The organism is Helicobacter suis, from assembly GCF_902196135.1.
In the GTDB taxonomy this organism is placed as follows: Bacteria; Campylobacterota; Campylobacteria; order Campylobacterales; family Helicobacteraceae; genus Helicobacter; species Helicobacter suis_A.
In genome coordinates this window covers 18,643-31,201 of record NZ_CABIKE010000010.1, presented here as the reverse complement: position 1 = coordinate 31,201, position 12,559 = coordinate 18,643, and the positions used below count along the sequence as shown (strand labels likewise).

General features: G+C 40.0%; 13 protein-coding genes and 1 pseudogene. 7 read left to right on the top strand and 7 right to left on the bottom strand.

The genetic code is table 11. The features are described 5' to 3' along the window. Positions 1–10 precede the first annotated feature (10 nt). Positions 11–469, bottom strand: coding sequence for a Fic family protein (locus G6Q06_RS06345; RefSeq protein ID WP_163566063.1), 459 nt, complete (start codon positions 467–469; stop codon positions 11–13). A 40-nt stretch (positions 470–509) separates the two neighbouring features. Between G6Q06_RS06345 and G6Q06_RS06340 the strand changes: the two are divergent. The 3 genes and pseudogenes from G6Q06_RS06340 to G6Q06_RS06330 all read left to right on the top strand — a co-directional run. Beyond that, positions 510–932: pseudogene (locus G6Q06_RS06340) on the top strand (IS607 family transposase); the annotation flags it as partial. After that, positions 932–2,287: a transposase gene (locus tag G6Q06_RS06335; protein ID WP_163566062.1), complete on the top strand. Its 1,356-nt coding sequence runs from the start codon at positions 932–934 to the stop codon at positions 2,285–2,287. The pseudogene G6Q06_RS06340 and the gene G6Q06_RS06335, both read left to right, overlap by 1 nt. Before the next feature lie 162 nt (positions 2,288–2,449). Further along, positions 2,450–3,088, top strand: coding sequence for a hypothetical protein (locus tag G6Q06_RS06330; protein WP_163566061.1), 639 nt, complete (start codon positions 2,450–2,452; stop codon positions 3,086–3,088). A gap of 13 nt (positions 3,089–3,101) precedes the next feature. On the opposite strand, the gene G6Q06_RS06325 is transcribed toward G6Q06_RS06330, so the two are convergent. The 3 genes from G6Q06_RS06325 to G6Q06_RS06315 form a co-directional block, all read right to left on the bottom strand. Continuing rightward, a complete protein-coding gene (locus G6Q06_RS06325) occupies positions 3,102–4,418 on the bottom strand; it encodes a hypothetical protein (RefSeq protein ID WP_163566060.1) in 1,317 nt (438 codons plus the stop codon). 36 nt (positions 4,419–4,454) lie between these two features. Further along, the gene (locus G6Q06_RS06320) at positions 4,455–5,531 is read right to left on the bottom strand and encodes a tyrosine-type recombinase/integrase (RefSeq protein ID WP_205435973.1); all 1,077 of its coding nucleotides are present in this window, start codon (positions 5,529–5,531) and stop codon (positions 4,455–4,457) included. A gap of 505 nt (positions 5,532–6,036) precedes the next feature. Next, positions 6,037–8,262: a hypothetical protein gene (locus tag G6Q06_RS06315; RefSeq protein WP_163566058.1), complete on the bottom strand. Its 2,226-nt coding sequence runs from the start codon at positions 8,260–8,262 to the stop codon at positions 6,037–6,039. A gap of 878 nt (positions 8,263–9,140) precedes the next feature. Between G6Q06_RS06315 and G6Q06_RS06310 the strand changes: the two genes are divergently transcribed. The 4 genes from G6Q06_RS06310 to G6Q06_RS06295 are packed head-to-tail and all read left to right on the top strand — an operon-like array spanning position 9,141 to position 10,352. Further along, positions 9,141–9,449: a site-specific DNA-methyltransferase gene (locus tag G6Q06_RS06310; protein WP_240328661.1), complete on the top strand. Its 309-nt coding sequence runs from the start codon at positions 9,141–9,143 to the stop codon at positions 9,447–9,449. Beyond that, positions 9,436–9,909: a hypothetical protein gene (locus tag G6Q06_RS06305; RefSeq protein WP_163533238.1), complete on the top strand. Its 474-nt coding sequence runs from the start codon at positions 9,436–9,438 to the stop codon at positions 9,907–9,909. The genes G6Q06_RS06310 and G6Q06_RS06305 overlap by 14 nt, the downstream gene beginning before the upstream one ends. 40 nt (positions 9,910–9,949) lie before the next feature. Next, entirely contained in the window at positions 9,950–10,153 is a 204-nt protein-coding gene (locus G6Q06_RS06300; protein ID WP_163566057.1) for a hypothetical protein, read from the top strand. Further along, a complete protein-coding gene (locus tag G6Q06_RS06295) occupies positions 10,143–10,352 on the top strand; it encodes a hypothetical protein (RefSeq protein WP_163566056.1) in 210 nt (69 codons plus the stop codon). The genes G6Q06_RS06300 and G6Q06_RS06295 overlap by 11 nt, the downstream gene beginning before the upstream one ends. Positions 10,353–10,409: 57 nt before the next feature. On the opposite strand, the gene G6Q06_RS06290 is transcribed toward G6Q06_RS06295, so the two are convergent. The 3 genes from G6Q06_RS06290 to G6Q06_RS06280 are packed head-to-tail and all read right to left on the bottom strand — an operon-like array spanning position 10,410 to position 12,521. Continuing rightward, positions 10,410–11,327: a DNA-methyltransferase gene (locus G6Q06_RS06290; protein WP_205435969.1), complete on the bottom strand. Its 918-nt coding sequence runs from the start codon at positions 11,325–11,327 to the stop codon at positions 10,410–10,412. A gap of 5 nt (positions 11,328–11,332) precedes the next feature. Then, positions 11,333–12,232, bottom strand: coding sequence for a DpnII family type II restriction endonuclease (locus tag G6Q06_RS08430; protein ID WP_205435963.1), 900 nt, complete (start codon positions 12,230–12,232; stop codon positions 11,333–11,335). Then, entirely contained in the window at positions 12,219–12,521 is a 303-nt protein-coding gene (locus G6Q06_RS06280) for a hypothetical protein (RefSeq protein ID WP_240329299.1), read from the bottom strand. The genes G6Q06_RS08430 and G6Q06_RS06280 overlap by 14 nt, the downstream gene beginning before the upstream one ends. Positions 12,522–12,559: the final 38 nt, after the last annotated feature.

Here is a 12,559-nt window from a genome sequence, read left to right as displayed (position 1 = left end):
GTAGGGACAATTACCTCCTACCACGCCTATGCTTAGAGTTCATTTGGTTTTCTGAGGATATTTCTTGAGTTTTTCTAATCAACTCTAAACTTTGTTGTTGGCAAAGTTGTAGAAAATGCGCAAACTCTTTTGAATTGTCTTGCACTTGGCATTTTTCTAAAAGGTTTAAATATTCTGTCCTTTGCTCCTTGAGGATAAGTGGAGGGATGAGATCGTTTTGGATAGTTTGGTATGCCATGATAAGTCGCCCTGTTCTTCCATTGCCATCGCTAAAGGGGTGGATTTGTTCAAAGCGTGCATGGAAGAGAGCGATCTGTTCTAGGTTTAGATTATTGCTAGGGTATTTGAAAAGCAGATTCTCTAATTCTTGAGAAATGAGATGGGGTAGAGTGATCTTCACACTAGAGCCGACAATTCTAGCTTCATTGCTTCTAAAAGCCCCAATGGGCTTAGGAATGAGATGGGGCATGGTCTTTAGGGCGTCTTCAAAGACAAGGTAGTGGATGTTCGTTGTTTATACTAGGGTTTCTGGTGCTTCTCAAAAAGGGGATTTAGAAAACCAAATAAAAGCTTTAGAAGTTTTTTGCCGTTCTAAAGGTTTTTCTGTTTCTGAATGGCATTCTGATATAGGGAGTGGGCTAAACTATAGACGAAAAAATTTTATTCTCATTTTAGACCAAATAGAACTAGGACAGATTTCTAAAGTTATTATTGCGCATAAAGATAGACTGGTGCGTTTTGGCTTTGAATTCTTTGAATCTTTTGCTAGAAAGCATGGTTGCGAGATTATCGTGATGAACCAAGTTTCTTTATCCCCTCATGAGGAAATGACTCAAGATCTGTTATCTATTATCCATTGCTTTTCTTCTAGACTCTATGGTCTGAGGAAATATAAAAAAGTAATTAAGACTGCTGTTTTAGAGTCTGAATAATGCTAGCTACTAGAGTTCTATACGCCAAATTTCTCAATAAAGGGAAGCTAGAACAGCTTAAATTACAAGCTAAAAGACTAGGAGTTGTGCGCTCTATGATCTGGCAAGAATACGGCGCACTCAAAGGTCTAGGGATAACAGATAGAGCTATTAGGGACTTATGGATCTCTCAAAAACGGGATTTCAAAGTTCTAGCCACTCCTTGGAAAGAAACTCTGCGGGATTGCTTTAACACCATTAACCTCTATAAAGAAGCTGCTAAAAAAAGTATCCATAGAGCTATATTTAACCACTACAAAACAGATAAGGAAAGAAAAGAAGCTTTTATCAAACTTAAAAAAGACACTTGGCTTTCTGATTCTTTTCTCCATCGGTGTATGCGAAAAGCTTTCAAACACGGAAAAAATAAAGTCTATAACCAAATCATTGTGCGGAGCGATGATTATTCTGTTTTTGAATTAAATTCTCAAAGCTGGTTGTCTATCCCTTCTTTGATAAAAGGCAAGCGGATTAAAATCCCTCTTAATACGACTAGGCAATTTGCTCCTAGTGGAACTTTACGACTTATTATTAGAAATGACATCTTAGAAATTCACCACTCTTATGAAAAAGAATCTAAAGCGGATTGTGGCGATAAAACTTTAGGTCTTGATAAGGGATATTCTGAAGTTTTTGTAGACAGCGAGGGCTGTTTTTATGGAAAAGGTCTAGGCAAATTCCTCACTCAAGAAAGCGATTTTCTAAAAACTAAAAACCAGAGACGGCAAAAGTTATTATCCCTTGCTAGAAAATACCAGAAACTAGGTAAAAAGTCTAAAGCTAGCTCTATTCTAAAAAATAATCTGGGTAGAAAGAAACTTAATAAGCATTATTCTAGACAGAAATCTAAACTAAAAACGATGATTTGGACGGCTTGTCATCAAGTTGTAGATAAAGCTAAATCTATTGTCTGTGAGGATTTGACTTCTAGTTTTTCTAAAAAATCTACTTCTAAAAACACTAATAGGAGGCTAAATTCTTGGGTTAAGGGAACTATTGCTAGTGCTTTAGAATTTGTTTCTAAGTGTAGAGGTTCTACACTGCATCTTATCAATCCTGCCTACACTTCGCAATGTGATAGCTTTTGTCATAACCTGCTTTTAGGTTATAGGCAAGGCAATTGCTTTTATCGTGAAAACGGGGAAGTGGTGCAGGCTGATTATAATGCTGCTAGAAACATCTTAGCTAGATATTTTGATAAAGAAATCTCTAGGTTCACACCTCATAGAGAAGTCAAAGTTATTTTGCTAAGACGGACTGATAGCTACCGCTTGGCTACTGTGCGCAAGACTTCAGTTGCAAAGTCATCTCAATGATTTATTAACGAAGAGCGAAATGCCCAAAAGCATATTATGTATATTCGTGTATGTTTTTGGGAACAGGGGTATTATACAACAAGGTTACGACGCTTCTCATAACTAAGTGTGGAAAATATGCTACAATCAAGACTTGTAATAAAAACAAAAGGAAATCTTGGTATGCGATGGGTTTTTTCATGTGTTTTAGGCTCTGTGGCTCTGGCTTCTTGTCTTATCTCTCCTCTAATGGCATTTAAGAGTGCTGAATACTATGCTACCCACGATGAGGAGCGTGAAAGTGTACTGAAAAAATGTGATGAACTAGCTATGGATGCCTTACAACAAGGAAAAAACTTAAGCAAGGAGCAAGAGAGTATGTGCAAGAGTGCTGAGCATGGTAGGGCATTATACAAAGATCGCTTGGCTAATCAAAAAAGTAACAAACGAAACGAAAAGATAGCTATGACCCTGTCTCAATGCTATTTAAAAATGGCGGATGGATTAGCAAAAGGGCAGGATTACATCAAAGGTGATAAAACTTGTAGGGCGTATGTTAGAATGAGCGTATATAGAATGCACCCTCCTTCATTTCTTATCACCCGCGATCTAGAGCCCGTGTTATTCATTGCTCCAAAGACTGATGGAGAACCCAACTGGGATGGACCTCCCAAAGGAGATAAAACAAAACTCATCAGGTGTTATAGGGTGTTTGCCCGAAATCTTGCCAAAAATCACAGCTATGCCCCACTGGATAAGACAACAGCAAAAGAATGCAAGACACAGATGGATGCTGGTCTAGCACCTAGTCTCCCTGACTAGCACCCAGTCTCTGCTAGAAGCTAGAATTTCCCCATTGCCACACAATACGCCCTTGGGCATCTCTGTTGACTTTTTCTAACACGGGGCATTGCACGCTCTGACATATAGAGCTCCTGCTCTTGGCATTTTCCATCTTGCTTGTGTTGAGGCTATCGCTAACATGCGTGGTGCGATCTTGTTGGGTGAGAAAAGCCATGAGGTTTGATTGCATCGCCATTGTCTTATTCAAAAACAAAAGCTGGTTAGTGATCTCTCTTAAATACTGGAGAGTGAGAGTTCTGATTTTTTGGTTATAGTCTGCAAGAACTTGAGATTGGGCATCCTTGTCTTGAGCACCAACTAAGGCTTCTTGAAACTCCTTAGTGGCTTGATCTAAATCGTTAGAAAGCTTGTCTTTAGTGAGCAAGATAGGCTCGCAGGTGTGGGTTTCTGGATTTTCCTTGCAATACTGGATTTTTTGTCTATTGTCATTGGCATTTTTATCGGTTACGCCTAACTCTGCTCTGAGTGTATCTAATCTTGCCATTAAAGGTTGGATTTTTAATTGGAGGGCGTTTTCCTCTTTGATTTTTTGCTGGATGCGTGCGAGGGTTTTTTGAAACCTAGCCTTTCTCACTGCTTGCCAGTCCCCGCGCATGATCGCTTGGCTTTCATCAATGCTATAGTTTTGCTCATTAACTTCAGCTTCATATCTGTTTAATTGCTCACATAGGATTGCCCCCAAAGCTGCCCCGCTCAATTCCCCCTCCAAGCCTTGCAAATTAGAATAAGTGCTTTCACTTAATTGTTTGATAAGAGCTTGTGCATCTTTGATCAGGGCTGTTTGTTTCCCAGCTTGAGAGATAGCTGCGCTCAGATTATGAAAGTCTAGGACTTTGTTATGGGTGAGCTTACTCACATCTAGCCATGGACATTTTCTCTCTAAATACTTGTCTCTTAATTTATCTCTAATATCAAAATTTTGCACCGCCTGTTTCAGGTCTTCATAGTTAGCTTGGATGCTGGCTATCTGGTTTTTGAATTGATCGAGCAATCTCATAGGGTTAGCAATGGTAATAGCACTCCCACTAATTAAAGCATTTGCCCTATTCATCAGGTTATTAACCCTGTTTAACTGGGCAATTTGCTCTTGAGCTTTAGAAATCATTTCCTCATATTTTCTAAGCCCATCTACCATTTTGCCTATCATGGTGGTTTGTTGGCTGTTAGAAGTGGCTAGGTGAGCGTTAGCCTCTGCATCATAGGTGAGCATACCAGCAGCTAAGGCATTAGAGACAAGAGTGCTAGAGAGAATAAGGGAAAGGAAAGGTTTGTAAGCCATTCTGAGCATCTTAACTCTCCTTTCTTTTTATTATACACCCCCATCTTAAGATTTTAAAAGCGTGTCAAACACGCAGGCAACCTTTTTGTTGTGCTCTTGGGTGGTGTGGATGTAGATTTTAGTAGAAAGTAGGGAGTTATGCCCTAGAGCTCTGCTAGTGAGGACTAAATCCTGTGTCTCTTGGTAGATCAGCGTAGCAAAGCTATGCCTAAAGAGGTGCAAGCCTGTGCCATAGCGTTCAGGGTGTTTGATATTAGAATATCTGAAAATCTTAGCGATGAAGTTTTGAAGTTGGCAAGTCCTTTGGGATGATGTGGCTTTCTTGAAAAGAAACGCCCCATTGAAGTGTTGGAGTCTTTTGGCATCATCCATCCAAGCGTGCAAAGCTTGTTCTAAGATGGACTTTCTAATGTAGGCTTTTCTCTCTTGCTTGTTCTTGCCCAGCACAAGAATAGAATAGTTCTGCTCTTCAGGCTTGATATTTTTGAGCTCAAGATTGAAGACTTCAGATTTTCTGAGACCTCCTAGTATCACAAGCAACAAGATACACTTGTTGCGTTTCTCATAGCTAGAGTGGGGTTGATACTCTAAGAGGGTTTGGATGAAGGCTTTTAAATCTTGGGCATTTAGGTGTTTGGGTAGAGCTTGTGTTGTTTGTGCAAAGGCGAGGTTTTTTAGAGGAAAGTCAAAGTTGTATCCGCGTTTTCTGTCCAAATAGTCAAAGAATTGGCGTAGATACATCACATACTTAGCCATAGAGCTAGGTTTTCTAGTCTGAGCTAGCTCAAAGAGAAAGCTAATCACTTGCTCCTCTGTGAGGCTTCTCAAGTTCTTTAGCTTGATATGGGCTTTAAAATGTGTGAAAAACAAGAACAAGATGCGCACCATCAAAATGTGGTTGATGCCTTGATTGTAGAGTTTATGGCACAGACTCTCTAATGCGCTGATATGTTGGCATTTTAAAATCTCCTCTTGGTAGCAGAGCACCTTAGCCACATCCTCTAAAGCTTGCACCGGTGTAAAGTTTTTGATTTTGTGGTGTAAGAATGCCTTGATATTTTCAAAGAGTTCTCTTTGTGTCCTACTCAAGCGCAAAGCTGGATTGGTTGTTATTTTTGCCATTTTCATCTCCCTTATTGAGTTGTTAAAAGAATGCAACTTTAAGAGAGGAAGAGCTCTCTGCAACTTTAAGAGAAAATGAGAATGCCTAAAAACACCTCCCTTGAGTGCGGGATTACTAATAGAAAACGGAAAAATTTTTCCGCCCAAATATAATATTAATAAGGGAAAGAAGCTTTAGCTTCTTTCCCACCTATTGCTTGTTTTTCACATGGCATGCAAGCAAAAGATTTTTTCAAAGAGCTATTGCCAATCAAAAATCTCTCTTAATCTCTCTAAATAAAGACTATGGAATTGCAAGAAATGTTATGAGTGTGGCACGATATGTGCCAAGGGGTGCATTGGCAAGTTAATTAGCAAACTTTAAGCTCTACAAGGCTTTTTAAACGCTTTTGAAAAAGGTGGCTAGTATATCTCTATGGTTTTGCTTGTGTGTGGCTCTAGGGAGAGCTTAGAGCGTTTAAATGATGCCCTGCTTGTATTGCTCTAAATAAGAACAACTAGGGTTTTACTGCCCCCTGCCTTTTTTCTTGGTAAGGGTCTCATGGTGTTGTGGGGTTTGTGGTGTTGGCTGTGCTTTTGGGTCTTGCTGTGTTGATCCAAGCTCTGCGGGCTTTTGGGCTTGCTGCTGCTTGAGCCATGTAATGTCTTGAGCCATCTTCTGGATAGTTTTGTCTTGTTCTTGTAACATTTGCATCACTTTCTGTTGCTCTTGCAACATCTGCATCATCTGTGCCATCATTTGCCCCATCTGCACAGCCTGTTGGTTTTCTGGAGGGGTTGGTGTGGTAGTTATCTCTTGATCTGACTGGCTGGGTTTAGCACTCTGTTTAGGTGTGCTGTTGGTCGGTGTTTGTCCCTGTGGATGTTGTTGTAGATTTTGCTGAGAAGTGCTATTGATTTTGAAAGTCTCTAGTTTTTTTGATTCTGTCTTGAGCTTTTGTAAGAGCTGTTGGGCATCTTGCAAGATGAGGGGCAAGTGTTGTGCGTGGGTATTCACAAAGCGGTTCGCACTTAAAATCTCTCTAGCAGTGTAAAATAGATTCTTGCTGGTGCGCTCTAGAGAGCGGTTGAGCTGGACATGGTTTGGATGGAGCAAGAGATTTTCTTGTTCTTGTTGGGTTGTGGCTTGTTTGAGCTGTTGTGCCCACTCATTCCAAACACGATCCAAGTCCTCTTTTTCTTGTTGGAGAGCATTGAAGCGTTGCACCAAGAAAGCTAGTCTTTCATTGGCAATATTGAGCAGGGTTTGCTGGTTGCTCTGGATAGTGAAGAGTTGTCTCTCTTGCAGATTAGGATTAACTTCTTTGAGCTGGGGCACAAGGTGTGCTAAAGTTTTGAGTTTGTAGAAGTGGTGTTTGAGATTTTTGAGGGTGGGTTGTTGGTGGTTTAGAGCTTGAGCGATGTGGTCTAAGAAGTTAGGATTGATGAAGTTTCTCTCTTGTGTAATGCGCTGCATTTCTATTTCACTTTTGAGTTGGGAGATAAACACAAGGGTGTTTTTATCTAAGTAGCGTTTGTCTAGGCGTTGGTATTGCTCATAGATGGCTTGTTTCTTTTGCAAGAGAGTGAAGCCTCTGGTTTGTTTTTCAAAAAGCGTATTAGTGTAGTCTAGCCAAGCCTGCAAGCTCTCTTGAGTGTGGGTGGTGTGGTGTTGGTGTTGTTCTAAAGCTTGGGTGAAGTGGGCTTTTAAATCTTGGAGTGTGGGGACATCTAGGGCATCTAAAGGCTCAAAGTGTTCTTTGTTAGCCTCATTGTAGCCTTTGGAGAGAGTGGCGCGCCGTTTTAGTTCTGCTGGACTGGGGGGAAACCAACCCGGTTTTTCCCAAGTGCGTTTGGCTAAGATTTGTCTGACACGCAAGAGCTTATCCTCATAAAACTTAGTGCGCTGCTCTAGGTGCTTGATGCGTTTATGAATGGCTGACGAGCCAATGCTGAGGAGTTCTTGATTGTAGTGATTGAGGTGCTCTTCTTTGCTAGCCAAGTCTTTTTCTGCTTGTTTTTCCTCGTCTCTAATGGCGCGCAAGCGCTCTTTTAGATTGTCTAGGACTTTTAGGCTAGGTTGATTGACATAGAGATGCTCAGGGGTCTGTAACCACGCATTGATACGATAACTAAATTCTTCTCTTAAGTCGTGGAAAAACTCTTTACAATCTGTGCGTGTAGCAAAGCGTAATCTCTTTCTAGTGATTTGGTTAGTCTTGTTGATAAAGACATGAACATGGGCGTGTTGTTGGTGAGAGTGAGGCACTAAGGCAAACTTGTAATCAGGCATACAAGTTCTAAGCGTTTCAAAGGTGGCGTGGAGCAATCCATGCATCACAAGCTCATCGGGTTTTTCTTTGAGAGAAAAGATTAGATGCATCGCCTCATTGCAGTCTTTGAGCCTATCAAAGTCTGGTGTCCACTCCTCTAAAATATCCTCCAATCTGCTTTGATCAAACCACTGGGTGTAGGCTAGTTTGCTGTCTGTGTTTTTGAGCGCATATACTAAGGCATTTTTTAAATGCGTGCACTTCATCTGTCCGATGTTTTTGATGACAACGGGGGTCTTGCCCTCATAATATTTAAATGCAGAAGGCGCACCCTTTTGCACAAAATCATTGAAACGGATTAAGAGCTTGGCATCATAAGTATCCGTATTGGGCCTAGCCCTCTTGGGTCTAACTATCTCATCTATCCAGTCTAAATTAGGCTTGTAATCTAGGGGTGTGTCCTTGATCTTGCTATCCAAAACTTCCCTTTATTTTCCCTGCTCTTTTGGCTCAATTTTAGCTTAAATTTTTTCAAAATTTTTAAGCGTGCAGGATAACACAAAGTGGTAGATCACTTTGTGGTTTTAAGCCCTGCACAGCGGGGTTTTCACGCGTTTTTAGCCCCTCTAGGTGTTTTTGGAGTGTTTTTGAGGTGTTGTGCGCAAAAGCTTTTGGTGTTTAGCGTGTGGGATTGTTGTAAAAATTTTTTAGAGATTTGTTGTGAAAATCTTTAGAGCTTCATTGTGAAAATTTTAGAGCTCTGTTGTGAAATTTTCAGGATAAAGAGCTTGAAAACTTAGCGTGAAAAGAAGTGAAATTTTGCAAAATTTTAGAGTGCTTGCCTCAAAGTTTTTTAGAGCTCTGTTGTCAAAAAAGCGCTGCGAAATTCTCCCTCCAAAGACGCAAAAAGTCCTCCAAGTGAATCCAAAAGAACTAGCCGTTAACCCATACAAGAACTCCCATTGTTTAGCTTCTAGGAACTAGGGTTAAACCAAGAACTAATAAAAAAGATTTTAGAACTTGCCAGAAAATCTAAAAGAACTGAGTGGGCATCTATGGAACTAGCTTGGAGTTGATAGGGAACTAGGTGGCAGTATAGTAGGAACTTACGAGAAAATTATACCAGAACTGCTCTTTAGATCATTTGGAACTATCGTAACAATCACTAGAACTAATAAGAATTGCCGTTACAGATAGCTTGACAAAATTTTGGATTTTTTGTGTTATACTGGTGTCAAGTTTTATTCTGAGGCTTAGAGGTGGCTGAAAAGTTGCATTCTTTGGAGTAAAGGTAAATATAGCAACAATCCGCGTTCAAATCCGCATTATTCATGTAATACATACCACTACGGCTACATTGAGGCCAAAATCCACCCCACAAAAAAAGCAACACCCCACACAAAAGCCCTTAGAAGTACTCAAACACCTTTTAGCGGTAGTGCCAAAAGATGAAGGACAAGAGCCTCCGGTAGTGTTAGATTGTTTTTGTGGGAGTGGATCAACTGGGGTGGCATGTGCTGAACTTGGGCTAGATTTTATCGGGGTGGAGCTCTCCAAAGAATACGCCGCCTTAGCTAGCATGAATTTAGAAGCCGCGCTACTAAGCGCGCAAGAAAACAAAGAGAAAGATAGCAAAGAGGAAGAAACAATACATGTCTATTTCTAAAGCTTTGCAGAAACTAGATGATCGTATTAGTGGGCTTAATACCATGCGGGGGCGGCTTATTAAGTTTGTTAATCCACAAACAACACAAACGCCAGCCCCTGAAGTTAGCGGAGTGGCTAACACTAGCGCGCAAGTGGATAGCCAAACTAAAGCGCCTACACAAAGCACCGCGCCTGAAACAACCCAAAACGCGCCCACTCAAAGCGGCTTAAGCGATTCAGAAAGACAAGAGCGGCTAAATCTTATCAATAGGTTGATTGTTACTAGAAATATTACCAATGATGATTTAGCCCCTTTAGGTTTGCATTTTGAAAACATAGAGCCTTTTAATGGAATCGTTTGGGACAGCCAACAAGAAAACATGGCCTTTACCACAGCCTTTAAAGATTATATGCGCGGCATGGATAGTGTTAGCGCTTTAGCCGTTATGTATGATGCCATGAAATTTAGTACAATTTAGAAAGATTGATACTAAGTATATATTTGGCGAAGATGGCGGCATGGCCTCCGTGTTTTATAGTTTTGTGTTAGGTTTAGGCCAAATCTATACCCAAGAAACAAACGCAAATGATGATGTTAGAAATGTGTTGTATTTTCTGATCTCTCAAGCTACAAACTACCAATTAATGGCCGCGCTAGCTCCTTCAGATAATGCAGGATTAACTATGGAAGCGCAAAAAAATGGTGAAACAATTGCAAGATGAATTCAATAGCTTTTATGCGGATTTTTCCGATGATTTATATACGCTAAGCTATGCGTTTTTATTTGCATGTAGGCCACTAGTTATACAACTCCAAGAGCCTTTAACGATAGAAAACGCGATCATTTTAAGGCGCAACATGCGTCCGGATTATTTGAGTGTTGTGCCAAAAATCCCGGCCGGCACTAATCCGCGGCACTAATCCGCTTTTGCTTATGCGTTTTTATGCGGCTTATGCTGTGGGCTGTTTTACACTAGATTATCTAAGAAAACATCTTCCGCCGCTTGAAAACTTGCCAAATAGCGTTACTACCCCAATGGGAGTGGCCAATATCACGCAAGAGGTTAAAAGCGCACTACTTGGCCAATCACACTCTCTTAGCGTGATCACTTCATGGAGATAAAAACTCACATAAACATTCCCTAACTTAGAGATAAATTTTTCTGTATCCACTTTTTCGCGGGCTATTTGGCAATATTGCCAATCCTTTTCAAAGCCTATAAAGTTTCTTTGTAATCTCTTAGCAGCAATGGCTGTAGTGCCTGTACCCAAAAAAGGATCTAAGATCACCTCACCCTCTTCCATGCTCATCAATATAAGCCGTTCTAGCAAATGCGGGGGTAATTGGCAGGGGTGTTTATCTCTCTTTTTAGCATGGCGGATTCTATGAATATCGCTCCACACATCTGAACAAAGCGGTCCAAAGGGGTGTAGCATTTGCTTTTTGCCTCCATAGTCTTTTAAGAGTGTGCCTTTCCTATCTCTTCTATGTGGGTAGCGGATTTCCTTAAAACGCCCCTTTAGCTCTCCTTTAGAATAGAATAAAATACCATAATGAGCGGGTTGTAAAGTCTTACCCATAGGCGCACTCATCGCATCCCAGCTAATCCAGTGCCTAAAAATAGCCCGCGTATTAAGAAAAGAGGCGTAAAAGGTTAGCCATTTGGGGATATTATGCAAAAAAAGACAGCCACCCTTTTTAAGCACTCTTAAGCATTCACCAATCCATTCTTGACACCACTGTAAATACTCTGAACATTCCAATTTATCCTTATGGGAATTATATTTTTTCTTGAGATTAAAAGGGGGGTCGGCAAAGATACAATCAATGCTGTTATTAGGAATTTCTTTAAATAATTCTAAACAATCCCCATGTAAAATTTGATTTAAAGGCAAATGAGTTATTTAATATTCTCTTGTACAAATACTTTAAAGCGTTCTAGCTCATCTACTCTAAAAGTAAAAACTTCTTGGTAAGCCTCTACCATGCGTTTTAAATCTTGCTTTCTAACATACCATCCAATACCATCTGTAAAACCTACAAACTTAGCCTTAGGATAATATTTTTTAATAAGATGTGAGATTGCTAGTTCTGTTTTTGCTTTATCACCTTGCCCGCTACTTGTGGTGCTTAAAAATGAGGATTCAATAATAATTTGTGGGTTTTCTTTATTAGGGATAATAAAATCCATAGTACGCTTTTTAAGTCCTTCGTGCGCGCTTAAAAGAGGCAAATCCCCACTTTCAAAAGAGATTTCACAGGCTTTTAAAATTTCTTTAATCGCTACTTCAGGGTTATTAGCCATAGAGCCACTATAAGAGCCTTTTTGTCTGTAGCGGATTAAAGTATCTAGCATAGCGTGGGGTTCAAAATTTATTTTTAATAAATTGAGTTTATTTAATTCAAATAAGGGTAGGGTTTTGGCTAGAAAGGGGTTAGAAGAGCCTTTGAAAAATAAATTAATAAGCCCACGAGCAAAACCCTTATTATCTCTAATAAGATTTTTTATCTTGATATTACCCCACTCTTTAATCTCTCCCTCATTTTCTGTATATTCCCATTCCTCTAGCAACAAAAGTTTAGATAATTCTCTATCCTTTACAATCCTTGCTATTGTGAGAATGCGTTTGAGATTTTCATGGGCTAGGGCGTTGAGTACTAACAGGGCTTCTAAGCCAAGTTCATGGCTTTGGATAAATTCTACAAAAATTTCTTCCTTGCAACTCTTGCATTTGAAAAATAAAACGAGTTTCTCTCTATCACAATTTGGTATTTGTCCATGTTCTTTATTTTTTAACACGCAACGCTTGTAAAACCAACACCCCCACCAAACAACCTCCCAGTCCTAAAAAATAGGGTTTAGGCATGAAAACATGAATGTGTAAGAGATAGAAAAGAATAAAGAGAAATAGCGCATATGCTCCCAGTTTTAAAAACCCAAAGGAGGTCTTTAACCCCAAAATAAAGGCTGAAAACTTGGGAGGGATTTCAGCTCTATTTTTTAACCTAGTTTCAAGTTGTCTATAGCCGGCTAGTAAAACGCCTAAAAAACCTAAAAAACTAGCCTCAAAATTAATAGCTCCACTCATTCCCCATTTTAGGGCTATTAAAGTTGTCAGTAAGGCAT